Annotated in this window: 19 protein-coding genes; 8 read left to right on the top strand and 11 right to left on the bottom strand. The window is 65.9% G+C overall.

All coding sequences use genetic code 11. From position 1 onward, the window contains the following. The first annotated feature begins 343 nt into the window (after positions 1-343). A complete protein-coding gene (locus ACVOLJ_RS08175; RefSeq protein ID WP_481563885.1) occupies positions 344-5227 on the top strand; it encodes an autotransporter domain-containing protein in 4884 nt (1627 codons plus the stop codon). Positions 5228-5315: 88 nt separating this feature from the next. On the opposite strand, the gene ACVOLJ_RS08180 is transcribed toward ACVOLJ_RS08175, so the two are convergent. Continuing rightward, complete coding sequence (locus tag ACVOLJ_RS08180) at positions 5316-7442, bottom strand: methyl-accepting chemotaxis protein (protein WP_481563886.1); 2127 nt, start codon at positions 7440-7442, stop codon at positions 5316-5318. Positions 7443-7669: 227 nt separating this feature from the next. Between ACVOLJ_RS08180 and ACVOLJ_RS08185 the strand changes: the two genes are divergently transcribed. The 3 genes from ACVOLJ_RS08185 to ACVOLJ_RS08195 are packed head-to-tail and all read left to right on the top strand — an operon-like array spanning position 7670 to position 10759. Continuing rightward, positions 7670-8635: a L,D-transpeptidase family protein gene (locus tag ACVOLJ_RS08185; protein WP_481563887.1), complete on the top strand. Its 966-nt coding sequence runs from the start codon at positions 7670-7672 to the stop codon at positions 8633-8635. A 4-nt stretch (positions 8636-8639) separates the two neighbouring features. Next, positions 8640-9248 carry a M23 family metallopeptidase gene (locus ACVOLJ_RS08190; RefSeq protein ID WP_481563888.1) on the top strand — a complete coding sequence of 203 codons (609 nt, stop codon included), beginning with the start codon at positions 8640-8642 and terminating at the stop codon, positions 9246-9248. A 59-nt stretch (positions 9249-9307) separates the two neighbouring features. Continuing rightward, positions 9308-10759, top strand: coding sequence for a deoxyguanosinetriphosphate triphosphohydrolase (locus tag ACVOLJ_RS08195; RefSeq protein WP_481563889.1), 1452 nt, complete (start codon positions 9308-9310; stop codon positions 10757-10759). A gap of 125 nt (positions 10760-10884) precedes the next feature. Here the strand turns inward: ACVOLJ_RS08195 and ACVOLJ_RS08200 are convergent, their stop codons facing one another. From ACVOLJ_RS08200 to hflK, 8 genes are all read right to left on the bottom strand, one after another. Beyond that, a complete protein-coding gene (locus ACVOLJ_RS08200) occupies positions 10885-11244 on the bottom strand; it encodes a hypothetical protein (protein ID WP_481563890.1) in 360 nt (119 codons plus the stop codon). 10 nt (positions 11245-11254) lie between these two features. Further along, the gene (locus tag ACVOLJ_RS08205) at positions 11255-11899 is read right to left on the bottom strand and encodes a nucleotidyltransferase domain-containing protein (RefSeq protein ID WP_481563891.1); all 645 of its coding nucleotides are present in this window, start codon (positions 11897-11899) and stop codon (positions 11255-11257) included. A 41-nt stretch (positions 11900-11940) separates the two neighbouring features. Next, the gene (locus ACVOLJ_RS08210; protein WP_481563892.1) at positions 11941-12573 is read right to left on the bottom strand and encodes a hypothetical protein; all 633 of its coding nucleotides are present in this window, start codon (positions 12571-12573) and stop codon (positions 11941-11943) included. Positions 12574-12728: 155 nt separating this feature from the next. Further along, positions 12729-13085 (bottom strand): hypothetical protein, encoded by a 357-nt coding sequence (locus ACVOLJ_RS08215; protein WP_053510402.1) that lies wholly within the window; start codon positions 13083-13085, stop codon positions 12729-12731. A gap of 671 nt (positions 13086-13756) precedes the next feature. Then, positions 13757-15049 (bottom strand): adenylosuccinate synthase, encoded by a 1293-nt coding sequence (locus ACVOLJ_RS08220; protein ID WP_475279972.1) that lies wholly within the window; start codon positions 15047-15049, stop codon positions 13757-13759. A 324-nt stretch (positions 15050-15373) separates the two neighbouring features. Further along, positions 15374-15559: a DUF2065 domain-containing protein gene (locus ACVOLJ_RS08225; protein WP_089236459.1), complete on the bottom strand. Its 186-nt coding sequence runs from the start codon at positions 15557-15559 to the stop codon at positions 15374-15376. A gap of 68 nt (positions 15560-15627) precedes the next feature. Then, a complete protein-coding gene (gene hflC, locus ACVOLJ_RS08230; protein ID WP_475279973.1) occupies positions 15628-16491 on the bottom strand; it encodes a protease modulator HflC in 864 nt (287 codons plus the stop codon). Then, a complete protein-coding gene (gene hflK / locus ACVOLJ_RS08235) occupies positions 16488-17624 on the bottom strand; it encodes an FtsH protease activity modulator HflK (protein WP_475279974.1) in 1137 nt (378 codons plus the stop codon). The genes hflC and hflK overlap by 4 nt, the downstream gene beginning before the upstream one ends. A gap of 152 nt (positions 17625-17776) precedes the next feature. Here hflK and ACVOLJ_RS08240 point away from each other — a divergent pair, with 152 nt between their 5' ends. Further along, the gene (locus ACVOLJ_RS08240; RefSeq protein WP_481563893.1) at positions 17777-18772 is read left to right on the top strand and encodes a YhdH/YhfP family quinone oxidoreductase; all 996 of its coding nucleotides are present in this window, start codon (positions 17777-17779) and stop codon (positions 18770-18772) included. An 88-nt stretch (positions 18773-18860) separates the two neighbouring features. Beyond that, complete coding sequence (gene pilH, locus ACVOLJ_RS08245) at positions 18861-19232, top strand: twitching motility response regulator PilH (RefSeq protein ID WP_005410644.1); 372 nt, start codon at positions 18861-18863, stop codon at positions 19230-19232. Positions 19233-19305: 73 nt separating this feature from the next. On the opposite strand, the gene ACVOLJ_RS08250 is transcribed toward pilH, so the two are convergent. After that, positions 19306-20196, bottom strand: a complete 891-nt coding sequence (locus ACVOLJ_RS08250) for a DnaJ C-terminal domain-containing protein (protein ID WP_475279976.1) — start codon at positions 20194-20196, stop codon at positions 19306-19308. A 260-nt stretch (positions 20197-20456) separates the two neighbouring features. Between ACVOLJ_RS08250 and ACVOLJ_RS08255 the strand changes: the two genes are divergently transcribed. Both ACVOLJ_RS08255 and ACVOLJ_RS08260 read left to right on the top strand, forming a co-directional pair. Then, positions 20457-20939, top strand: a complete 483-nt coding sequence (locus ACVOLJ_RS08255) for a redoxin family protein (RefSeq protein ID WP_481563894.1) — start codon at positions 20457-20459, stop codon at positions 20937-20939. A gap of 29 nt (positions 20940-20968) precedes the next feature. Beyond that, positions 20969-21553: a ferritin-like domain-containing protein gene (locus tag ACVOLJ_RS08260; protein ID WP_475279978.1), complete on the top strand. Its 585-nt coding sequence runs from the start codon at positions 20969-20971 to the stop codon at positions 21551-21553. Positions 21554-21649: 96 nt separating this feature from the next. Here ACVOLJ_RS08260 and pbpC read toward each other — a convergent pair whose 3' ends face one another. Next, on the bottom strand, positions 21650-24034 hold the full coding sequence (pbpC, locus tag ACVOLJ_RS08265; protein WP_481563895.1) for a penicillin-binding protein 1C: 2385 nt from the start codon (positions 24032-24034) through the stop codon (positions 21650-21652). Between the last annotated feature and the right edge of the window lie 39 nt (positions 24035-24073).

Genomic DNA, 24073 nt, shown 5'->3' on the forward strand with positions numbered 1-24073 from the left:
GGCATCCCCCCTTTGCCTGCGAGCATCGCCGAATTGTGGCAACGGCGATAGCCCGGCACACCGTACGCCGCAGTACTTGATCACCCCGATGAGCGGTTCAGACGCCCCGATTGGCAATCGCGAAAAAACCGCTAGAATCGCCGCCACACGGGCTGCCAGCGGCGGCCCAGGGGATTGAGGAAGTACGTGCCACGGCACGGAAATTGCATCGCGGCAATGGACTGTCGACCGGCAACCCGGCCGACATCGGGAATCGAAAGCGTACGTAAGGAATGGCCCATCCGCGGGAGCGCATCGCGCGTTTCGTGGTGGCTGACACTCGTGGATTGATCAGGGGGATCACATGTCCGCACCATATTTCGGCCGTCCGCTGCTGCGGGCGGTGTTTCTGTTGTTGTGCCTTGCCGTGGCGCTCACCACCCATGCCGCACCCACCATGGTGACGTTCAGCAACAACGCCGGGCTCGGCGGTCCCATTGCCAGCAGCGGCCAGGGCGGCTCCGCTTCGATAGCGGGGCTCAGCATCCAGATCGGCCACATCTCCGACAGCAACGGTACGCCCTCCGGCGCGATCGGCTGGCAATCGGCAACGGCGCTTTTTGACAGTGACAACTTCGACGGCCTGACCGACGCCGCGCTTGCCGTCGGCTATCGCGGCATGATCGTCCGCTCTGCCGACGGCAAGGAGTTCCAGCTGACGGCATTCCGCTACTACAACTGGGGAGAGACCTTCAGTGCCCCGATCACTGTGGCGGGCTTTCGCAACGGCCGCCAGGTCGCCTCGACTTCGTTCGAGGGCTACAAGGCAGATTCCAGCTCGGTGCAGGTCACTCTGCCGTCCTTCACCAACGTCGATGAGGTTCGCCTCTATACCGCCAGCGGAAACCCCAGCTGGCACACGATCAACAACCTGGTGATCGATCCCGTGCCGGTGCCTGAAGTGCCAGACGCACCGCAGATGGGCCTGGCGACAGCGGGCAACGCACAGGCCTCGGTGAGCTTCACCACGCCGACCGACAACGGTGGCGCGGCCATCACCGGATACACCGTGACGTCATCGCCGGGCGGACTGACCGCCAATGGCAGCAGCTCTCCGCTGGTGGTTGCCGGATTGACCAATGGCACCTCGTATACGTTCAAGGTCACCGCCACCAACTCCGTTGGCACCGGTCCCGCCTCCGCGGCGTCCGCTGCGGCCGTGCCCAAATCGGACCAGACCATCACCTTCGCCGATCCGGGGGCACAGGCATTCGGCAGCACCCCCACGTTGACCGCTTCCACCACGTCCGGCCTTGCGGCGAGCTTCTCATCAAGCACTGCAGGCGTCTGCACCATCACCAGCGGAGGAGCGCTGACCTTTGTCAGCACCGGCACCTGCACCATTGATGCCAACCAGGTTGGCGATGCTGCCTGGAATGCGGCGCCCACGGTGAGCCGTTCCTTTACCGTCAATGCCGTCGCGCCGGCTGCGCCGACCATCAACGCACTGACCGCTGGCAACGGCCAGGTTTCCGTCGTTTTCAGCGCACCCGCCAACAATGGCGGATCGGCCATCACCGGTTATACCGTGACCTCCGCACCGGGTGGATTCACCGCCACGGGTGCGGGTTCGCCGCTGGTCGTCACCGGCCTGAGCAACGGTACCGCCTATACCTTCTCGGTCACCGCCACCAACGCGATCGGCACCGGCGTCGCTTCGGCTGCCTCGCTGGCAGTGGTTCCGAAAGGCCAGCAGACCATCACCTTCAACAATCCCGGTGCGCAGAACTTCGGCACGTCGCCGACGTTGACCGCCGCCACCAACGCCGGCCTGCCGGTCACCTTCACCTCCAGCACGACCGCCGTGTGCACGACCAGCAGCGACGGCACGCTGGCGTTCGCCACAGCCGGCACCTGCACCATTACTGCCGCACAGGGCGGCAACGGCACATACGCCGCAGCAGCGGATGTCATGCAGAGCTTCACCGTCAACCCGATTGTTCCCGGCGCGCCGACGATCGGCACCGCCACTGCGGGTGACTCGCAGGCGACGGTCACCTTCACGGCACCGGCGAGCAACGGCGGCGCCGCCATCACCGCCTACAAGGTGAGCGCAGTGCCAGGCGGCAATCTCACCATTGGTGGCGGATCACCGCTCACCGTGACCGGCCTGACCAACGGCGTGAGCTATACCTTCACCGTCACCGCAACCAACAGCGCTGGCACCGGCACCAATTCAGCCAGCTCCAACGCCGTCATCCCGGCTTCGCCGCAGACCATCACCTTCGCCAACCCCGGTGCGCAGAACTACGGCACCACGCCCACCCTCACCGCCACCTCCAGCTCAAACCTGCCCGTGGCACTCACCTCGTCCACCACGGGCGTCTGCACGATCAGCAACGGCACGCTGGCGTTCCTGGGCGCCGGTACCTGCACCATCGACGCCAACCAGGCGGGCGACAGCGCCTATCTGCCGGCAACACAGGTCAGCCATTCGTTCACCGTCAATGCCGTGGCGCCGGGCACGCCCACTGCGGTCAGCGCGACGCCGTCAGGCACCGGTGAGATCAAGGTGGCGTTCACCGCACCTGCCGGCAACGGCGGTGCCACGATCAGCGGCTACACGGTGACGTCCATCCCGGGCGGTATCACCGCCTCCGGTGCGGCCAGCCCGCTTACGGTCAGCGGCCTCACTGTCGGCCAGTCCTATACGTTCACCGTATCGGCCAGCAACAGCGCCGGCACCGGCAGCCCATCCACCGCCTCCAATGCGGCGGTGGCCGCCGATGCCATCGTCGCCAACAACTCCGCCGCTGCGGTGGCCTACGGTACGCCCACGCCGATCAGCCTGAGCATCAGCGGCGTGGCCACGCAGGTAACCGTGGGCACTGCGCCCGCGCATGGCAGCCTGGCGATTTCGGGCATCATTCCCACCTACACACCGGCGGTGGGTTACGCCGGGTCCGATACCTTCACCTACACCGCCACCGACGGCAACATGACCTCGGCAGCGGCGACGGTCAGCATCACCGTCGGCGCGCCCGCACTGGCATTGACGCCGGCCACGCTGGCCAGCGCCACCGCCGGCAGCAGCTACCAGCAGAGCCTGTCCAGCAGCGGAGGCGCGGCACCCTACAGCTACCAGCACGCCGGCACACTACCGCCCGGCATCAGCCTGTCGGCCAGCGGCGAGCTCAGCGGCAATCCGACAACGGCAGGCAGCTACAGCTTCGCCATCACCGCAACCGACAGCAGCACCGGCACCGGTCCGTTCTCCATCACCCACAACTACACCGTGGTGGTGGCTGCACCGCAGATCGGCTTCACGCTCTCGAGCCTGCCGCCGTCCTCGACCGCCACCGCCTACGCCCAGCAGCTGCAGGTCTCCGGCGGCGTCGCGCCCTACAGCTTCCAGGTCAGCGCCGGCGCACTGCCGTCCGGCCTCAGCCTGGGCAGCGACGGCACGTTCTCCGGCACGCCGACCGGCGCAGGCAACTACGCGTTCACGGTGACCGTCACCGATGGCAACGGCTTCACCGCCAGCCAGGCCTTCACCCTGCAGGTGATCGAGGCGGTCCAGCAGATCACCGCGTTCGTGGCCAATCCCACAACACCGGTGTACAGCGTCGATGGGCGCTTCACTGTTTCCGCCAGCGGTGGCGCCTCGGGCAGTCCGGTGCTCTTTGCCACCACCACGCCTGCGATGTGCCGTGTTGAAGGCAGCACGGTGGTGATGCTGTCGGCTGGCCGCTGCAGCCTGACCGCCAACCAGGCCGGCAACGCGCAATACCAGGCTGCGGTGCAGGCCACTCTGGATGTGGACATCACCGCCGCGGTACCGGTGCTGCAGTGGCCGCAGGAACTGCACAAGGTCTTCGGTGAAGCCGCGTTCGACCTGGCCGACCCGCAGAGCCCGAGCCGCGGCAGCTTCAGCTACAGCAGCAGCAATACCTCCGTGGCGACCGTGCAGGGCCGCACGGTCACAGTAACCGGCGAAGGCGTGGCGATCCTCACCGTCACCCAAGCCGCCGCTGGTGGCTTTGCGGTGGGCACGGCGCAGCTGCGCCTGGTAGTCAGCCAGCGTCCGGATCCGAGCCGCGACCCCGGCGTGATCGCCAACCTGCAGGCCCAGGTCGATGCCAGCGTGCGATTTGCCAGTGCACAGCAGGCCAACATCCGTGATCGCCTGCGACAGGTACGGAGCGGCAGCAATGCGTCCAGCAACCAGTTGTCATTGAGCTACAGCGGTGGCAACGATCTGCCGAGTGTGTCGGTGCCGATGTCGCGGCTGGGGGGCGATGCGCTGCCGGCGCTGGCCGCCGGCTGGGGCATGTGGGCCTCGGGCAGCGCCAGCTACGGTGCCGGTGCGGGCAGCAGCCGCTACGACTTCCGCACCGATGGCCTGAGCGTGGGTGTGGACCGTGCCTTCGGCGATCAGTTCCTGTTCGGCGTGGCCGGCAGCATCGGTCGCAACAACAGTGACATGGACGGCAGCGATGCACGGGTCAGATCCGATCAGCGCTCGCTGGCCGCCTACGGCCTGTGGCGCGGTGGCGATCACCTGTTCGTCGATGGTGTACTCGCTACCGGCACGCTGGACTTCGATACGCGCCGCTGGAGCGCGGACGCCGATGCCTTCGCACAGGGCAAGCGTGACGGCGACCAGTGGTTTGGTTCGCTGGCCATCGGTTACGAACACCGCAACGCGGGGATGTCACTGACCGGCTACGGCCGTGTTGAAGCCAGCCGCAGTACGCTGGACAGCTACCGCGAGAGCGGCGCGGGCCTGTACGACCTGGTCTATCGCGAGCAGGTGGTACGCAACAGCGCCGTCGCACTGGGCCTGGAGGGCGCCTACCTGCCTGCCGACCCGGAAGCGCGCGTGCGCCCGTTCTGGAGCATCGAGTACCGCCAGGCGCTGGATGACAAGGGGGACGCCTACATGAACTACGTGGTGGGTCCGCGAGCACAGGATTACCAGTTGCGCATGCAGAGCTACAACGACCATGCGCTGTCGATTGCCGCCGGCATGGACGTGCGCCTGCAGCGTGGCTGGTTCATGTCGCTGCTGCTGGGCCACGAGCAGACGCGTGGCTCGAGCCGTGCCAGCAGCATCGGCCTGCGTGTGGGCTATGGCGCTGCGGGCGGTGCATCCGGTACCGGCACGCTCGGCAACAACGATGGCACCGGCAAGCAACGCTGCAACCCGCGCCGTTGCCCGCCGCAGGCCAGCGCCGCGCCGCGCTGAGGCTGCTGCATCGCCCTGGCTGAAAACACTGCGACCTGCCTGCGTATCAGCGCAGGCAGGCCGCAGGTTGCTTGTTCAACGCGTGGCTTTACGCAGCGCGTGCCGCTGCCAGCGGCGTCCGCACGCCCTGCTCCAACTGGAACACCGACACCGAAGTGGTCAGCGCATGCGCCTGCTCTTCCAGCGCGCGGCTGGCAGCGGTCGCCTCTTCCACCAGGGCGGCGTTCTGCTGGGTCACCTGGTCCATCTGCACCACCACCTGGTTGACCTGCTCGATACCTGCCGCCTGCTCCTTGCTGGCCGCGGCGATGTCGCTCATCAGCTGGGTGGTACGCGCGCTGGCCTGGGCGACGCGGGCAATGGCGGCTTCCGATTCGACGGTCACTGCCAGGCCACTCTGGACCTTTGCAGCGGCGTCCTCGATCAGTTCCTTGATCTCCTTGGCCGCAACACCGGCACGCTGCGCCAGCGTACGCACTTCGCTGGCGACCACGGCAAAGCCACGCCCCTGCTCGCCGGCACGTGCGGCTTCCACCGCCGCGTTCAGCGCCAGGATGTTGGTCTGGAACGCGATGCCATCGATCACCGTGGAGATTTCCGAGATGCGCGCCGAGGACTGATCGATCTCGCCCATCACCGTGGCCATCTGCGTCATCGCCTGTTCGGTCTCGCGCACGGCGGCACCGGCGGCATGCGCCTCGCTGTCGGCCTGGCGTGCCAGTTCGGCATTCTGGCGAACGGTCGAGGTCAGCTCTTCCATCGATGCGGCGGCCTCTTCCAGATTGGCGGCCTGCTGCTCGGTACGGCGTGACAGGTCGTTGTTGCCGGCCGCCAGTTCCTGCGCGGCGTTGTTGATGCTGTCGGCGGCCACCTGGATGCCCCGCACGATGCCGGTCAGCTGCGCGGTGGTGGTGTTGGCATCGTCACGCATGCGCGCGAACACGCCTTCGTACTCGCCGTCCATGCGTGCGGTGAGGTTGCCGTGCGAGATCGCACGCAGCACGTCGGAGACATCGGCGATGCTGGCCTGCGAACTGGCCATCATGCCGTTGAGGTGGTTGACCATGGCCTGGAACTGGTACTGGAAGGCCGAGGCGTCGCCGCGCATGCTGAAATCGCCGGCGCGGGCGGCGCGGGCCAGTTCGTCGATCTGCGCATTGATCGCCATCAGGCTCTGCTTCACCGCTGCCAGGGTGCGCGTCAGCGTGCCCTTCTCGCCCGGGTACTCGGGCAGATCGCGGCTGAGATCGCCGATGGCATAGCGCTGCATCACCTCGGCCATCAGCAGCTGCACCTGCACGTGCGATTCGACCAGGTGGTTGGTGGCCTGCACCATGCGGCCGAAATCGCCGGGGAAGGCGCTGGCGTCCATCCGGTAACGGATCGCACCGGCTTCATGCTGCTCGGCCATCTGCAACTGCGCACCGATCGCGGCCTGCACACTCTGGCGCACGCTGGCCATCGCCTCGCCCAGCTGGGTCAGCTCGTCACGGCCGCCGAGGCGGAACTCCTGGTCCAGCTCGCCCTTGGACAGGCGCTCGGCCAGCTGCACCGCACGCGCCAGCGGCGCGGTCATGCTGCGGCCGATCAGCACCGAGGCGGCAATGCCCACCAGCAGCGCCACACCGCCCAGCACCAGCAGCTGCAGCAGGCTGCGCTCGCCCAGCCGGATGGCCTCGGCGGCGGCCTCGCGGCTTTCCTTTTCTTCATAGGCCACGCCATCGGCCAGCGCCTTGTTCCAGCCATTGGCCGCTTCCTGCACCGGGCCCAGGGTCAGCGCCACGGCACCGGGAAAGTCGCCTTGTTCCATCAGTTCGCTGGTCTGCTTGTTGAGCGGGCGGGCCAGCGCTCGCTTGGCGGCGATGGTCTCACCGATCACCTTGCCTTCGGCATCGCCCGGCAGTGCCTGGTAGGCCGTCCAGCTGGCCTCGTAACGCTTGACCAGGTCGGCGATGCGCTGTTCGTCGCTGGCGCGCTCTTCGCCCTGGCGGATCAGCATTTCGCGGCGCACGACCATCATCTGGTTGTTGGCATCGAGCATCTCCGACAGCAGCCGCACCTTGGCCACGCCGACCTCAACCACCTGCTCCATCGCGCGCTTCTGCACGGTGGTGGCGGTGGCACCGGTGGCAACCACGGCGGCAACCAGCAGCAACAGCAGGCCAAAGCCAAGCCCAAGACGCCAGGCAACCCTGACGTTCCTCAAGTAGTTCATGGGTGAATCCAAACGGGGGGGATGTGCCCTTATCGGCGGGCGCGCAGGCAATCTTGATCGCCGTCCATCGATGGCGTCGGGTGCCGTTCACCTTGGTGAGCCCCGTCCTGCTGCGCCCGGCAGCGGTTAACGCACCCATCTGCCGTGCTTGCTCATGCGGGCATCAGATCCCTTTCACGGTGGCTCGGCGCCGCCTGCGGGCAAGGTGGAGGCGTTACCTGCTGGAGATGCCCATGCCTGTAGTCCGCCCCGCCCTGCTCGCCCTCGCGCTGCTGGCATCACCCGCCTTCGCGCAGGTGCCACCGCCTGCCAACCTGCCCGCGCCCATCGCCGAGACATCCGGCCCTGACATCGCACCGCGCTCGGCCCTGCATGCCCAGGTCCTGCTGGACCGTGCCAACTTCTCACCCGGGCAGATCGATGGCGAGGTGGGCAGCAACCAGCGCCGCGCGGTGTCCGGTTTCCAGGCCGCGCATGGCCTTGCCGTGACCGGTGAACTGGACGATGCCACCTGGAAGGCCCTGCAGGCTGACACGGTCAGCCCGTTGGCCAGCTATACGCTGACCGCAGAGGACGTGGCCGGTCCGTTCGTTGCCATTCCGAAAAAGCCGGCCGCACAGGCCAAGCTGAAGGCACTGGGCTACACCAGCGTGGCCGAAGCACTCGGCGAGCGCTTCCATGCCGCGCCGGACCTGCTGAAGGCACTCAACCCCGGCGTCGACCTGGGCAAGGCCGGCAGCCGCATCCAGGTGCCGAACATCGCACCGGCGGCACTGCCGAAGGCGGCCAAGGTGGTGGTCGACAAGTCCGACTCCACCCTGCAGCTGTTCGATGCACAGGGCAAGGTGATCGCGCAGGTCCCGGTCTCTTCCGGCAGCGAGCATGATCCGCTGCCGATCGGTGAATGGAAGATCCTCGGCGTGTTCCGCGACCCGCCCTTCCACTACAACCCCAAGCTGTTCTGGGACGCGAAGAAGGGTGATCGCAAAGCGACGATTCCGCCCGGCCCCAACAACCCGGTCGGGCAGGTGTGGATCGACCTGTCCAAGCCCCACTACGGCCTGCACGGCACGCCGGAACCCGGGCACGTGGGCAAGACCGAATCCCATGGCTGCGTGCGCATGACCAACTGGGATGCGCTGCGTGTGGCGGCAGCCGTGGATACCTCCGTGGCCGTGGTGATGCAGGAGTAAGACGATGCGCCTTGCGCAGCTGATCGTGCTTGGACTGGTACTGGGTGTGGCCGCCGGGTGGTGGCTGCAGCGCGGCACGCCTGTGCCGGAAACGCAGCGCACGCGCGTTGCTGCGCCGGCTTCCGTATCGGCCGCAGCGCAGGCTCCGCCGCCTGGTGCAACGTCCGCAGGCGTGCCGGCAGGCCTGCTGCTGCCGGTGCAGGACATCGCGCCGTCGCAGCTGCGCGATACCTTCACCGATGCGCGCAGCGAAGGCCGCGTGCACGATGCGATCGACATCATGGCGGCCGCTGGCACGCCGGTGCTGGCGGTAGCCGACGGACGTGTGGAAAAGCTGTTCGACAGCGAACGCGGCGGCCTAACGATCTACCAGTTCGAACCCACCGGACGCTGGTGCTACTACTATGCGCATCTGCAGCGCTATGCCGATGGCCTGGCGGAAAAGCAGGTGATCAAAAGCGGGGATGTGATCGGTTACGTCGGCAGCACCGGCAACGCCAGTGCCGACGCGCCGCACCTGCATTTCGAAGTACATGTGCTGGGACCGGAAAAACAGTGGTGGAAGGGAGAATCGATCAACCCGTATCCGATTCTTGCTCGGACAGCACCCTAGACTCGATCTGGCGCCAACAGTGAAACTCGGCTGACAGAACCGCGCCAAGGATACGGCGTATGGACATCCGGCCTGTTTCCAGTGTAAATCTCAACTTCCTCGCCGTTACGCGCGAGGGAATTGGATTACTCACAGGGGAAACAAGGATGATGCAGTGGGAAAAATTACTGAACTCGACTCGACTGGGCAACAGACCTCCAAAGGACGAAGTTGGCCGTTCGCCGTTCAATTCAGACCACGACAAAGTGATCTTCTCGGGATCTTTCAGGCGCCTAGCGCGCAAGACGCAAGTCCACCCTCTAGCCACCAACGATCATATTCATAACAGGCTGACGCACAGCCTGGAAGTCGCTTGTGTTGGTCGGACGCTGGGAATGAGGGTCGGGCACGAGCTAATCAAGGAAAAGAAGCTTCCAGAACTATTTTCCCCAGCAGACATCGGCGACATCGTTCAGACGGCCTGTCTTGCTCACGATATCGGCAACCCCCCTTTCGGGCACACAGGCGAGGAGGCAATTAGACACTGGTTCTCCAATGAATCTGAGGACATCCTCAAGACATTACGGCCGAACGAAGCAGCAGATCTGAAACTATTTGAGGGCAACGCCCAAGGTTTTCGGGTGCTGACCACCTCGGAGTACCACCCTTACGATGGCGGAATGCGCCTAACCTATGCGTCTCTCGGCGCCTTCATCAAATACCCATGGAATTCCGTCGATGCTGCCAGCGGGGCGCGACCCAAGGACTCGAAGTACGGGGTGTACCGATCCGAGGAGGATCTATTTAGAGAGGTGGCAGAGGCGACTGGCCTCTTGAAGAAGGGTGATAATTGGTACTGTCGCCACCCACTTGCCCACCTTATGGAGATGGCAGACGATTTTTGCTATGCGATTCTAGACTTGGAAGACGGAATAGAAATGGGCATCCTGAACTGGGACGAGGTATTCGAAATAATACGACCAGTACTGGACCGCAGCAAGCTTGCAGAATTGAGTAGTGACCTTAAGGATCTCCGCCCTGGCAGGAAGCCCCCACTAGTTCGAGGAAAAATAATATCGGCATTTGTCGATGCGGGCGCAAAGGCATTCATTGACAACGAAAGCGACGTACTCCGCGGGGAGGTTAACGACCTGCTGGCAAAGTGTGATCCAGCTGTCGTCAAATGTGTTCAGGACGCTAAAAACCTAGCAAAGGAACGAATTTTCCAGCATCCCCGAAAGGTTGAGCTAGAGATTGGGGCTTACAACACACTCGCAACAATCCTGAACGTACTCTGCAGGGCCGCCATCAGCCACGTGACCAACGCCACGGAGGGTGATTACAAATCGAAGCGGGCACTCGACCTGATTGGGCGAAACACGTTCGACCCGAAAATTTCTTCCATTGGAGCCCAAGTCTTTTCGCGTGAGTACTTGGCTCTGATGAGAGTTATGGATTTCGTAAGCGGAATGTCTGACAACTATGCAACACACCTCGCACGGCAGTTCAATGGATCAGGAGATGTTCGATAGATGAGCAGAAGCCCCGCACAATCGGGGCTTCTATAGAAGCTCAGAGGGCACACCGTGGGGCCTTACGAACCAGCATGTAGGGATGAAACGATCACCCCGTTTGCACTGCATTCACGCACACGGCTCTACAGCCCAGAAGCAACTCGTACCGCCTCGCACGCGGCAATCAGGTCTTCGACCAGACGACCGCTGGCATCCAGTTCACCCTCGTACTCGGCAAGGTTGCGCTGCTGGTGGCACTTGTCCAACACGCGCCAGACCTCCGGGCCAACGCCCAAGGTGTGCTTCAGGGACTGGAACATGATGTAGCGGTTGCTGGGCCGGTAGCCCTGCCCGCGCAATGCCGCCAGGCTCAGCGCATGGGCCTCGTTGTAGGCCCGGCCGAAGCGGCTTTCCAGCGAAAGCGTGCCATTGCGTGCATCGCGCAAACGCGCCAGGCCGGAACGCTGCAGTCCCTCGATCTCGCGCGCATGCGGCGGTTCCAACGAAAGCGGCTTACCCGGCCCTACCAAGTTCTGCAAAGGCGAGGTCATCCTTTCCTCCAATCACCCACAGCTTGGGTTGTTCCAGCACCCGCTGCAGGAAGGCATTGCCCTTGCGCAGGCGCTCGCTCAGTTCGTCGTGCATGTACAGCGTCGGGTTCACGGGCCGCCCAAGTCGGGCTTCAAGCGGGTCCAGAGCGGCCATCAGTTCAGAATAGCCCAAGGTATTGGACACCAGCAGCAGATCGATGTCGCTGTGCGCGGTATCACCTCGCTTGGCTACCGATCCATAGACGAATGCACAGGTGATCTGGTCCTGCAGCGGCTGCAATGCGTCGCGCAGCGGACCAGCCAGGCCGACGGTCTTGTGCACCGGGGACACCAGTTCGACATGGATGGGCGAGTGTGCGTTGACCCGGCAACGCTTCTGGCTGCCGACCCGCCGCTGGTTCACCAGGCCACTGGCGACCAGCTTGGCCACTTCGCGCTGCACGGCGCCCGAGCCGGCACCGCTGCCGCTGATCAGCTCAGAGATGCTGAAATCGCGGCTGTCCTGCCCGAACAGCAGGGCCAGCACCCGTTGCTGGGTCTGGGTGAAGAGCGCGTCGGCCAGCCCGACAGGGCCGGCAGAAGACCGATTGTCGGCAGGGATACCCATATTGGGTATATGACAAGTATCCCGCCGGGCGTGGCCTGCCGCTACCGGCGTCGCCAGCGCCGCAGCGCGATGCTGGCGGCCGCCAGTCCGCCACCGGCAATCAGTAAAAGGAGCGCCACCGGCTGCCAGAAGAAGAACGGCCACAGCCAGAGGTAGTCCAGGTCGGTCAGCTTCAGCATGTCCATCGGTGGTAGCAACTCCACCGAGGCCGCACGGCCGGCCAGCGCCGGGTCGACCGCCAGCACGGTCAACCGCAGCCAGGAACGGCCACGCGGCAATGCATCACCGCGGCCGTAGCCGAAGTACGAGGCGGCGAAGCGGTCGGGCTCGACCGATTCCAGTGCACGAATGACCTCGGCCGTTGCCGAAGGTGAGCGCGTATCCGCGCGGAACTCATTGCGATCGGTCGGCGTTTCAGCGCGAAGGCGCACCTCCGGATCGATCGGCGGCTCGAGGCCATCGTCCGCATAGCGCAGTCGCAGGCGCAGCGGATCGTCGATGAAGCGATAGACCGTGATCTCGGCCGTGTCGCCCGGCTGCAGCACCAGCGGCAGGGTCTGCGTGCGCGAGGCCAGGTGGTTGGCGACCGCGCCCAGCAGCAGCACGGTGCAGGCCAACGTCCACAGGCTCCACAGCAGCCACAGGCTCACCCGTGCCACGGTCTCGCCCTTCATGCCGAACTCCCGGTCATCGCGATGCATCCCTGCTGGCGTTGGCCACAACGTAGCGCAGAACTGCACGTGCCCACAGTGCCGGCGTAAAGCAGCGCATGAGCCCACCCGGTACCTCGCAAGATGGCGAGGCTGGGCATCGCACATGCGGAAGGAGGTCAGGCCGGCCTGACTTCCCTGCAGACCAGCTCAGCAAGTTCGCGGCACGCGAAGAACAGCCCTTCAACCACACCTTCGTCCAGGTGCCTGCGCGGCGTCGCCATGGTGGCGCAACGGTTGGCCGCATGCAGCATTTCCACCGCGGTGAGGATGCCCACGGCCGCACGGTCGATCCGCGCCAGGGACTGACGTCGTCCGTCGGACAGGTTCTCCTCCGGCCACAACATGCCATCGGAGCCTTCGCCATCACGGATGCGGGTGAGGCAGCCCTGGAACGTGCTGAGATCGTCGGCGGGATTGGCGTCGTCGTTGATGGGCTCAACAACATGGAACGGCGGAGTCTTGCGAGTGGTCATGGCGTCGGCTTCCGTGGCTGTACGTGACAGCGCCACCGCGTGGAAGCGGGGTGGCGGACGGTGCGGGTTCCAAACCGGGATACGTGCTAGACCGGCGGGTCCGAAGACCCCCACGCACCGCCCGCCATAAAGGCCGACGGATTGCCAGCCGGCACCGTTTCAGGACGGTGCCGGCTGACAAGCGCTTACAGCACATATCGCGGGTTTGGATGCCCGGCCACCCTTTTTCGGTGGCGCGCCATGGTGTCTACGCCTGCACGTTCGATTCAATGAGAAAAATTCGAATGCTTCGGATGAATAGAGAGCGCAGGGCGAAGTGTTGCATGCCCGGGAAATGGTGGATGCGACAGGAATAGGCGCGACTGTGCTGGTGCGCGGACGAGAGCGACGCGCGGTGACGCGAACAACCCTCACTTCAGAATGGCGCGTGACGTTTATCGCTTACCAGAAGTTGTATGCGGGAGCATGAGGGATGTGTGGCTTGGGAGAATTTGACGTGGTCGGCCGATTTGGCGTGCTGGAAGCGACATGTTGGTGGCTTCGGTTCTGCCAGCCATGGGCTGGCACTACTGGAGCCCCCCGAGCCGCCGAAGATTGCTTCGGCCAAAAACGAAACGCCGCGACCCCACAGGGAGTCGCGGCGCTCTTTTTCAATTGAACCGCGTTATTGCTCAGGCGAACGGGTCCTGCAGGACCATGGTGTGGTCGCGGTCCGGGCCGGTGGAGACGATGCTGATCGGGCAGCCGGCCAGTTCTTCCAGCGAACGCAGGTAGGCGCGTGCGGCCGGCGGCAGGTCGTCCCAGTTGGTGATGCCATGGGTGTTCTCGGTCCAGCCCGGGAACTCCAGGTACACCGGGGTGCAGTCTTCCCAGCCCTGCGCGTCCAGCGGTGCGTACTCGGTGCGCTTGCCGTTGTATTCGTAGGCGATGCAGACCTTCAGCTTTTCCATGCCGTCCAGCACGTCCAGCTTGGTGATGCACAGGCCGCTGATGCCGTTGATGGCCACCGCGCGCTTGAGGGCGACGATATCCATCCAGCCGCAGCGACGCGGGCGGCCGGTCGAGGCACCGTACTCGGCGCCGCGGTCACGGATGCCCTGGCCGATTTCATCGTCCAGCTCGGTCGGGAACGGGCCACCGCCGACGCGGGTGGCGTAGGCCTTGGCAATGCCCAGCACGTAGTCGATCGCATCGGCGCCGACGCCGGCACCGGCCAGCGCGCCACCGACGGTGGTGTTGGAGCTGGTGACGTACGGGTAGGTGCCGTGGTCGATGTCCAGCAGTGCGCCCTGCGCGCCTTCGAACAGCACGCGCTTACCCTGCTTGCGCAGGTCGTGCAGGATGCCGGCCACGTCGGACTTCATCGGCTGCACGTACTCGCCGAACGCCAGCGCCTCGTCGAAGGTCTTCTGGAAGTCGACGGCGTCGGTGTTCAGGTACTTGGTCAGCACGAAGTTGTGGTAGTCCAGCGCCGTGCGCAGGAGCTCTTCCAGCTGCTTCGGGTAGTGCAGGTCGGCGATGCGGATACCGCGGCGCGCCACCTTGTCTTCGTAGGCCGGGCCGATACCGCGACCGGTGGTGCCGATCGCCTTGCCACCGGCAGCGCGTTCGCGCGCCTGGTCCAGGGCAATGTGGTACGGCATGATCAGCGGCGCGGCCGGGGAGATCTTCAGGCGCGAACGCACTTCCACGCCGGAGGTTTCCAGCTCGGCGATCTCCTTCTGCAGCGCGGCCGGCGAGATCACCACGCCGTTGCCGATCAGGCACAGCGCATCGTCGCGCAGGATGCCCGACGGGATCAGGTGCAGGACGGTCTTCTTACCGTTGATGACCAGGGTGTGGCCGGCATTGTGGCCACCCTGGAAGCGCACGACGGCGCCGATTTCCTCAGTGAGCAGATCGACGATCTTGCCCTTGCCTTCATCGCCCCACTGGGCACCCAACACTACGACAGACTGACCCATGACGGGCTCCTCGATTTTGTAGCGGCCATCGGGGCCGCGGACGGGTAAACCGTGGCGGGGCTGGCCAGCACCTGGATGGCGGCTCCAAACGGGGAGCAGCCGGCGATGGAAGGCCCAGACACAGAAAAAGCCGAACGGGGAGGCCCGTCCGGCTTTTGTGCATTATCCGGGTTTCCGGGGTCGGCTGCCACCTTTCCGACGGACGGCTTCACCGGCCGGTCAGGCGTCTCATCCGGTCGTGCCAGCCGCTGGCCGGCAATGCCAACCAAGGTTGGCATCCACCAGAGCCGGGCCACGCACCTAGACGCAGCCGGCCCGGCGGGTTCAGTGGCGCACCCACCACAGCAGGCTCAGGCCGGCCAGCAGGACCAAGCCACCAAAGCTGCGCAGCGCCGGGCTGGGCAGGTCCAGCAGGCGTTCGGCCATGCGCTTCCAGGCCACGGGGGCCGCGAACAGCAATAGGCCTTCCAGCACCGCGACCAGGCAGACGGCGGCGAACAGATCTTTCATGGGGGGAACTCCGGAAAAGCACGGGGCCCGGCGAGTGGCCGGGCCCCGTGGGGTATCGCACTGCGGTTTCAGCGATCGTTCTTGAGGTACTGCAGGAACGGGTCGTTCTTGTCCAGCACGATCACGCCGTTGCCGTCGGTCATCGAGCCGCGGTAAGCCTCGAGGCTGCGGTAGAACGCATAGAACGACGGGTCGGCCGAGCCGGCCTTGCCGTAGATCCGTGCAGCCTCGGCATCACCCTCACCACGCAGGCGCTGGGCATCGCGTTCGGCTTCGGCGATCAGCACGGTGCTGTCACGGTCGGCCTGGGCACGGATGGTCAGCGACTGCTCCTCGCCCTCTGCACGCAGCTTGGCTGCTTCCTGCTTGCGCTGTGCGCGCATGCGCTCGTACACATCGTTGATCACCTGGCTGTCGGTGGGCAGGTCCACCTGCTTGATGCGCAGGTCGATCATCTGCATGCCCAGCCCGGCCACCGCTTCGTTGATCCCCTTCAGCTGCTCGGCGATCAGCTCGCTGCGGTCGCCGGAAACCAGCTGCTGCAGGGTGCGCGAGTTGATCTGGTTGCGCAGCGAGTCGGTGATGATCGGTGCCAGGCGGGCATTGGCGATACGCGGATCGCCGCCGGTGGCACGGAAATAATCGCCGACGTTGGAGATGTAACCGATGGCGAAGAAGTCGACGCTGACGTCCTTCTGCTCGGCAGTGAAGTAACGGGCCGGCGCGGTGTCCAGCACCTGGAAGCGGCGGTCGAACACGCGAACGGTTTCCACCACCGGCAACTTGAAGTGCAGGCCCGGCTTGATGTCCGAACGCACCACCTTGCCCAGGTTCAGGACCATGGCGGTCTGGTCCTCGCGGACCACGTAGACCGAGCCCAGCAGGCCCAGCAGCACCGCGACGGCGACGGCGATCCAAATAGAATTTCTCATCGGCTGCCCTCCTCACGGCCGCTCGAACGCCCGGTCGGGCGGCCCACCGGCCGGCCCGGATCACGGGAAGCTTCCACCGCCGTGGTACCCGGCAGCGACGGCATCACCACATCCGGATTCGGCACCGGTGCCGGTGCCGACGTGCTGGCGCGGGTATCACCGGTCATCGGCACGTAGATCAGCTGGCGGCCATCGCCGCCGATCACCTTGCGGTTCTCGCTGAGCACCTGCTGTACCGTTTCCAGCCACAGGCGCTTGCGGGTGACTTCCGGCGCGTCCTTGTACTGGGCCTGCAACAGGCTGAAGCGCTGGCCATCACCCTCGGCCTTGGACACCACGGCCTGCTTGTAGCCTTCGGCGGTGGTACGGGCACGCGAGGCCTGGCCTCGGGCTTCCGGCACGACCTTGGCGGCATAGGCCTGGGCTTCGTTGATCAGGCGTTCCTTGACCTGCTGGGCACCGTTGACCTCGTCGAAGGCCGGCTTGACCTCTTCCGGCGGACGGGCGTCCTGCAGGGTCAGGCCGGTCACGGTCAGGCCGGTCTTGAACGCGCCCAGCAGGGTCTGCAGGCGCTCTTCGGCGGCCACGGCCAGCGGGCCACGGTTGTTCAGCACGGCATTGAGGTCGGCACGACCGACTTCCTCGCGTACTGCGCTCTGCGCCGACTGTTCCAGCACCTGGTTGGCATCAACGGTGCCGAACAGGTACTGCTGCGGGTCATCGATGCGGTACTGGACGTTCAACGAGACATTGACGATGTTCTCGTCGCGGGTCAGCACCGGCACCTGGATCGAGAACGTCTTGATCTCGGTGGCGTTGACCTTGGTGACCGATTCGATCGGCCACGGCAACTTGAAGTTCGGGCCTGGGGTCAGGATGCGCGAGAACTGGCCGAAGCGCAGCACCACGCCACGCTGCTGTTCGCCGATCAGCTGGAAGCTGGAGAACAGCACCAGCAATACCACCGCAGCCGCCACCCAACGCAGGATGCCACCGTCGAACAGGTCCTTCAGCGGTCCGGGCAAGCCGCCCCAGCCGCCACCATTGCCACCGCCGCGCGTGCCGAAAGGCCCACGTCGATTGTCCTCGGGGCCTTGTCCGCCCTTGTTGCCGCCGGGTGTATTCCAGGCCATGCACGCTCCATCAAGATTTGGGCTGCGACGCGGGCCCTTCCCGCAACGCCAGCCGTGAACCACTACCGATCATACAAGATGGGGCGGACCGGCAGGATTGAAAGGGCCAGGAACCGGTAAGGTGGCGTTTTCCTCGAAGTCAGGCAGCGCCGATGGCCCCCACCACCCCGTTCACCGCCTTCCGCATTGAAAAAGACGACGCCGGCTATCGCAGCGGCCTGGTCCAGCTGGGCCTGGACGACCTCAATCCCGGCCAGGTCCTGATCCGCGCCCACTGGTCCTCGGTCAACTACAAGGACGCCCTGGCAGGCACCGGCAAGGGCCGGATCCTGCGCCGCTTTCCGCTGGTGGGGGGAATCGACGTGGCAGGCACCGTGGTGGCTTCCACCGATCCGGCCTGGCGCGAGGGCGATGCGGTGCTGGCCACCGGCTGCGGCCTGAGTGAAACCCGCGATGGCGGCTACAGCCAGTACGCGCGGCTGGAATCGAGCGCGGTCATCGCCCAGCCGGCCGGCTTGAGCCCGCGCGACGCGATGGTGCTGGGCACTGCCGGCTTCACCGCGGCACTGGCGCTGCTGCGCCTGCAGGACAACCGGCAGACGCCCGAGCAGGGGCCGTTGGCGGTCACCGGCGCCAGCGGCGGGGTTGGCGCGCTGGCCGTGGATATCTTCAGCCGTGCCGGCTATGCCGTACACGCGATCAGCGGCAAGCCCGAGCAGGCCAGCTTCCTGCGCGACATCGGCGCTGCCGAGGTGCTGCCGCGCGAGGCACTGGCCGATACCGGGCCGCTGCAGTCGGCGTGCTTCGGTGGTGGCCTGGACAACGCCGGCGGGCCGATGCTGGCAAGCCTGCTGGCACAGACCGTGCCCTATGGCAGCGTGGTCAGCGCCGGGCTGGCGGCCAGCCCGACACTTGATATGACCGTAATGCCGTTCATCCTGCGCGGCGTTTCGCTGCTGGGCGTGTCCTCGGCCAATGCACCACGCGCGCTGCGCGAAGAGGTCTGGGCACGCCTGGGCAACCAGTGGAAACCACAGCACCTGGATCGCATCTGCACTGCCGAAGTCGGCCTGGATGGCCTGCCTGCGGTGTTTGATCGCATGCTGGCCGGTGGCTCCCTGGGCCGCACCGTGGTGCGGATCGACTGAACGTCGCAGGCAGGCGACGGACGGCAGCCGCCGTCCTCCCGCCGACACGATGCCCGCACTACACTTCGGGCATTACATGGGGAACAACATGGCACGCATTCTGATCGTCGACGACTCACCGTCGCAGCTGTTGGGGATACAGCGCATCGTCGAGAAGCTCGGGCACCAGATCCTGACCGCCACCGATGGCGCGGCCGGCGTGGAAACCGCCAAGGCCGAGCTGCCCGACCTGGTGCTGATGGATGTGGTGATGCCCAACCTCAATGGCTTCCAGGCCACCCGCACGCTTGCCCGCGACGAGGCAACCCGGCATATCCCGGTGATCCTGGTGACCACCAAGGACCAGGACACCGACCGCATGTGGGGCATGCGCCAGGGCGCGAAGGCCTATATCACCAAGCCGTTCTCGGAAGACGAGTTGTCCGAGGTGCTGGAGCGGGTGTTCGCCGGGCAGGGCTGAAGCAGCGCCCCCGGCAGGTGCCAACCTTGGTTGGCACGCGTTCGAATCCGCCGGGCATGGCCCGGCGCTACCGTCAGATCGTCTCGCCAAAAGCCTTTGCAAGGTTCCGGTAGGCCTTCTTCTGCGCCTCGTCGGTCGCAGCCGGGGCAACGATCTCCAGCTCCACGATCTGATCACCCTCGGGGCTGCCCGGCAGGCCACGCCCACGCAGGCGCAGTTTGCGGCCCGCATCGGAACCGGCCGGAATCTTCAGCTCCACCGCCCCGCCCAGGGTCGGCACGCTGATGCTGGTGCCCAGCGCGGCCTGCCACGGAGTGACCGGCAGCGTGTGCAGGATGTTGCGGCCGTCGACCTCGAACTGCGGGTGGGCGGCGTATTCCACTTCCAACAGCAGATTGCCGCCATGGTTGCCCTGCCCGGCCAGGCGGATCACCTGCCCGGGACGGATCCCCTTGGGCACGCGGACATCCAGCTGCTTGCCGTTGACGGTGATGCGCAGGCTGTCACCGTTGTAGGCCGCTTCCAGCGGTACCGACAGCTTGGCCCGCGTATCGCGGTTGGGCGCATGGCCCTGGCTGCTGAAACCGGGCCCGGGGCCCGCCCCCTGGCCACCGCGCTGGCGTGCGAACAGGCTTTCGAAGAAGTCGCTGAAGCCGCCATTGGCGCCACCGCCGCCGAACACTTCCTCGAAATTGAACCCGCCGCCGCCGTAGTTCGGCGGTACGTTGAATTCTTCGCCCGGGCGGTAGCCCTGCGCGCGCAGCTGGTCATAGGCGGCGCGCTTTTCCGGATCACGCAGCGCCTCGTAGGCCTCGTTGATCGCCTTGAACTTGTCCTCCGCCCCGGCTTCCTTGCTGACGTCCGGGTGGTACTTGCGTGCCAGCCGACGGTAGGCGGTCTTGATTTCCGCCTCGCCCGCGCTCGGTTCCACCCCCAGGGTGGCGTAATAATCCTTGAATTCCATCCAGCTACCTCGATTCGCTTCGGCCGCGCCGGTGGCGTGGCCCCGGGTTCATTCTACGCGCCGGCGATGCTACCCCGCCCCCTGTGCGGCACGGGTGAGGTCAACTGATCCAGCGCAATGCGCCTGCCATCGCGCTGCCCCACCCTGTGACTGGAAGTCGCTGCGTCGGACCCCGAAGATGGGGCCTGCACGCGACGTTTCCAATGTCTTGACGCCTCCGTCCCATCCGGCCCACTAGCCTGCCCCAGCAAGGAGTTCCCATGACCATCCATGTCGGCGACCGCATTCCGGAAGTGACCCTCAAGCGCATCCGCGAGGGCATTGAAACGCTGGATACCCACGCCCTGTTCGATGCACGCAAGGTGGTGCTGTTCGCCGTGCCCGGTGCCTTTACCCCTACCTGCTCGGCGCGTCACCTGCCCGGCTTCGTCGAGAAATTCGATGCATTCCGCAAGCGCGGCATCGACGTCTACTGCATGGCGGTCAACGATCCGTTCGTGATGAAGGCCTGGGCCAGCGACCAGCAGGTACCCGAGGGACTGATGATGCTGTCCGACGGCAATGCCGAACTGACCCGCGCACTTGGCCTGGAGCTGGACGCCAGCGCATCGGGGATGGGCATCCGCTCGCGCCGTTTCGCCCTGTATGTGGTGGATGGCGTTGTACGTGCGGCATGGATCGAGGAACCCGGTCAGTTCGAGGTGTCTTCAGCCGATTACGTGCTGGAACACCTGCCCACCTGAAACCCCCACAGCAGAGGAACCGGCCAGCCATGTCCAGCAAGCCAGCCAAACGCAGCAACGCCCCCACCGCCCGCTCCAGCGTGCCCGGCATCAGCGATCGCAGTACGCTGCGTGAGAATGCACGCCGCAACATCGAAGACGGCGCGATCACCGACAGCTACAGTGCCGACCGCAAGGTGGTGATCAAGCTGCTGAACGATGCGCTCGCCACCGAGTATGTGTGCGTGCTGCGCTATTACCGGCACTACTTCATGGCCAAGGGAATGCTCGCCGATGCAGTGAAGGCCGAGTTCCTCGAACACGCGCAGCAGGAACAGGCGCACGCCGGCATGCTGGCCGAGCGCATCGTGCAGCTCGGTGGCGCGCCGGACCTCAACCCCGACACGCTCACGGCACGCTCGCATGCCGAGTACAAGGAAGGCAGCGATCTGCGTGACATGGTGCGCGAGAACCTGATTGCCGAGCGCATCGCCATCGACAGCTACCGCGAGATGATCAACTTCATCGGCGACCGCGATACCACCACCAAGCGCATCCTCGAACAGATCCTCGCGCAGGAAGAAGAGCACGCCGACGAGTTCGCCGACCTGCTCGATGGGTGGATCGGCGAATGATCTGGTAGATGCCCACCTTGGTGGGCGTTCTGCCACGTGCCAACCAAGGTTGGCACCAGGGCCCGGTGCACCGGCAGCGCCGGGCCACGCCCGGCGTCAACGAAGCACGTTGAACCGTACCTGCGTCCACGCACCATCCGCAGCCAGCGCGGTCAGCGTATGGGTGCCCGGGTCGGCGAACTCACGCTGCATCAGCTGTGCCCCCCGGGTCTGTGCGATCCAGCGCCCGTCCAGCAGCCAATCCACCGCCTGCTCACTGCCCAGCGCGCGCAACTGCAGGCGCACGCCGTGTTCTGCATTGGGTGCACGTGCCAGCGTCGCGCCCTGGTTGATGCCATCGATATGCAGGGCCACGCTGGCCTCGCGCCCGTCATCGCGGCAATCGGCGGCCAACGCAGGAAGCTGCGAGGCATCGCGGGTGGCCTGCGGCAGCCAGGGCGACAACAGCGCCGGCCAGCGTGCGATCTCGCGCGCGACCTCCTCGTGCGGCGCGCTGCAATCTGCCGACAGGCGCAGACCGGTGCGTGCATCGGCGATGTAGCGCTGCCGGCCCGGCTGCCAGCGGCGCGCCTCGCGCTCGGGGAAGGTCGGGGGCGCAGCGCCATCCAGCAGGTACGCCGACAACCGGCGCTGGCACAGCGCCGGCGACAGTCCTTCGGCGCGTTCCCCGGTGGGCCAGCAGACATCGGCCTGGGTCACGCTGGCCGGCATCGGCGCGGCGGCCGCATCACCGCGCTGGCGCGGCAGACTGTCGACCACTTCGAACATCAGCGGCAGCGCGGTGACCGCCCCGTACTGGCCCGGCAACGGCGTGCCGTCCGGTCGCCCGACCCACACGCCCACCGTGTAGTGACGGGTGCTGCCGATCGCCCAGGCATCCCGGTAGCCGTAGCTGGTGCCGGTCTTCCAAGCCACGCGCGGCCGCCCGCCGACATCGAACGTACCGACCCCGTAGCCGGGCCGCGGATTGGATTCCAGCATCTCGCGCACGATCCAGCTGGCACCGGGCGATGCCAGCCGACGTTCGATCATCGGTTCGTCATCGGTGTAGCGCACGCGACCGGCGATGCCGTTGCGATTGAGCGCGGCGAACGCACCCACCAGATCTTCCAGGCGCGCACCGGTGCCCCCCAGGATCAGCGACAGGTTGGGCGAGCTGCCCGGCGGGAACCGCAGCTGGATGCCCGAGTGCGACAGGCGTGCGGCAAAACGCGCCGCACCCACCCGCTGCAACAGATCCACCGACGGCACGTTCAACGACAGGCGCAGCGCGCTGGCGGCACTGATCGGCCCGTTGAACGCCGCATCGAAATTGCCCGGCCGATAATTGCCGAAGCTCTGCGGTGCATCCACCAGCAGGCTCTCGGAATGGATCAGGCCATCGTCCAGCGCCATCGCGTACAGGAAGGGTTTGAGGGTCGAGCCCGGCGACCGCCAGGCCTGCACCATGTCCACATGGCCCAGGCGTTGGCGGTCGCCGAATGACAGCGTGCCAACGTAGGCACGGGCCTGCAGGGTCTGGTTGTCGACCACCAGCAGTGCGGCCGAAGTGCGTTCGGGCAATGTCGAGAAGTAACTGGCCACGCGCTCTTCCAGCGTGCGCTGCAGTCCGATGTCGATGCTGCTCTGGATGCGTGCCTTGCCCGGTTGCGCCGAATGCAGCCGCTGCGCAAGCAGTGCGGCATGCAGCGGTGGACGCAGCGAGCGCGCCACCACGTTCTCGATGCGCGCGTCTTCCACTTCGTCCGGCGTCCACGCACCCAGCTCGGCCATGCGCGCCAGCACCTTGTCGCGGGCCTTCTGTGCGGCTTCGGGATGCCGGTCAGGGCGCAGCCGGCTTGGCGCCTGCGGCAGCACGGCCAGCAATGCGGCTTCGGCGTGCGAAAGCTGTGCGGCCGGCTTGCCCAAGTACGCCCAGCTGGCCGCTTCCACGCCCTCGATGGTGCCCCCGTAAGGCGCGCGCTCCAGGTACAGGGCCAGGATCTGCTGCTTGGACAGATGCACTTCCAGCTGCACCGCGCGCAGCATCTGCTTCAGCTTGCCCCAGGGCGTGCGCGTATGCGGGTCGAGGATGCGCGCCACCTGCATGGTCAGGGTCGAACCGCCGGACACAATGCGCCCGCCACGCAGCAGCTGGCTGCCGGCCCGCGCGATGGCCAGCGGATTGATGCCCGGATGCCGCCAGAACCAGCGGTCCTCGTAGGTCAGCAATGCCTGCAGATACAGCGGCGAGACGCTGTCCACCGATGCCGGGTAGCGCCAGACACCTTCGGCATCGGCGAACGCACGCAGCGGGCTGCCATCGGCGGCCACCACCAGCGTGCTGGTGTCGCGCTGCTTCGGCAACGGCGGCGGGAAGACGAAATCCAGCACCAGCAGCACCACCAGCAACGCCGCCGTGCCCCAGCGCAGCCACGGCCACAGTGATTGCAGCGGCTGGCGCAGGCGCGGCAGCCGCGTTTTCAGTGTTCCTGCATTCATCCACGGCACCCTGTGGGACGGGCCGCACCGTCGCGGCCC

It is taken from the genome of Stenotrophomonas sp. STEN046 (assembly GCF_056759755.1).

Coding starts and splice junctions, on each gene's coding strand:
- ACVOLJ_RS08175 (WP_481563885.1), top strand. CDS start 344: ATGTCCGCACCATATTTCGGCCGTCCGCTGCTGCGGGCGGTGTTTCTG.
- ACVOLJ_RS08180 (WP_481563886.1), bottom strand. CDS start 7,442: ATGAACTACTTGAGGAACGTCAGGGTTGCCTGGCGTCTTGGGCTTGGC.
- ACVOLJ_RS08185 (WP_481563887.1), top strand. CDS start 7,670: ATGCCCATGCCTGTAGTCCGCCCCGCCCTGCTCGCCCTCGCGCTGCTG.
- ACVOLJ_RS08190 (WP_481563888.1), top strand. CDS start 8,640: ATGCGCCTTGCGCAGCTGATCGTGCTTGGACTGGTACTGGGTGTGGCC.
- ACVOLJ_RS08195 (WP_481563889.1), top strand. CDS start 9,308: ATGGACATCCGGCCTGTTTCCAGTGTAAATCTCAACTTCCTCGCCGTT.
- ACVOLJ_RS08205 (WP_481563891.1), bottom strand. CDS start 11,899: ATGGGTATCCCTGCCGACAATCGGTCTTCTGCCGGCCCTGTCGGGCTG.
- ACVOLJ_RS08210 (WP_481563892.1), bottom strand. CDS start 12,573: ATGAAGGGCGAGACCGTGGCACGGGTGAGCCTGTGGCTGCTGTGGAGC.
- ACVOLJ_RS08215 (WP_053510402.1), bottom strand. CDS start 13,085: ATGACCACTCGCAAGACTCCGCCGTTCCATGTTGTTGAGCCCATCAAC.
- ACVOLJ_RS08220 (WP_475279972.1), bottom strand. CDS start 15,049: ATGGGTCAGTCTGTCGTAGTGTTGGGTGCCCAGTGGGGCGATGAAGGC.
- ACVOLJ_RS08225 (WP_089236459.1), bottom strand. CDS start 15,559: ATGAAAGATCTGTTCGCCGCCGTCTGCCTGGTCGCGGTGCTGGAAGGC.
- hflC (WP_475279973.1), bottom strand. CDS start 16,491: ATGAGAAATTCTATTTGGATCGCCGTCGCCGTCGCGGTGCTGCTGGGC.
- hflK (WP_475279974.1), bottom strand. CDS start 17,624: ATGGCCTGGAATACACCCGGCGGCAACAAGGGCGGACAAGGCCCCGAG.
- ACVOLJ_RS08240 (WP_481563893.1), top strand. CDS start 17,777: ATGGCCCCCACCACCCCGTTCACCGCCTTCCGCATTGAAAAAGACGAC.
- pilH (WP_005410644.1), top strand. CDS start 18,861: ATGGCACGCATTCTGATCGTCGACGACTCACCGTCGCAGCTGTTGGGG.
- ACVOLJ_RS08250 (WP_475279976.1), bottom strand. CDS start 20,196: ATGGAATTCAAGGATTATTACGCCACCCTGGGGGTGGAACCGAGCGCG.
- ACVOLJ_RS08255 (WP_481563894.1), top strand. CDS start 20,457: ATGACCATCCATGTCGGCGACCGCATTCCGGAAGTGACCCTCAAGCGC.
- ACVOLJ_RS08260 (WP_475279978.1), top strand. CDS start 20,969: ATGTCCAGCAAGCCAGCCAAACGCAGCAACGCCCCCACCGCCCGCTCC.
- pbpC (WP_481563895.1), bottom strand. CDS start 24,034: ATGAATGCAGGAACACTGAAAACGCGGCTGCCGCGCCTGCGCCAGCCG.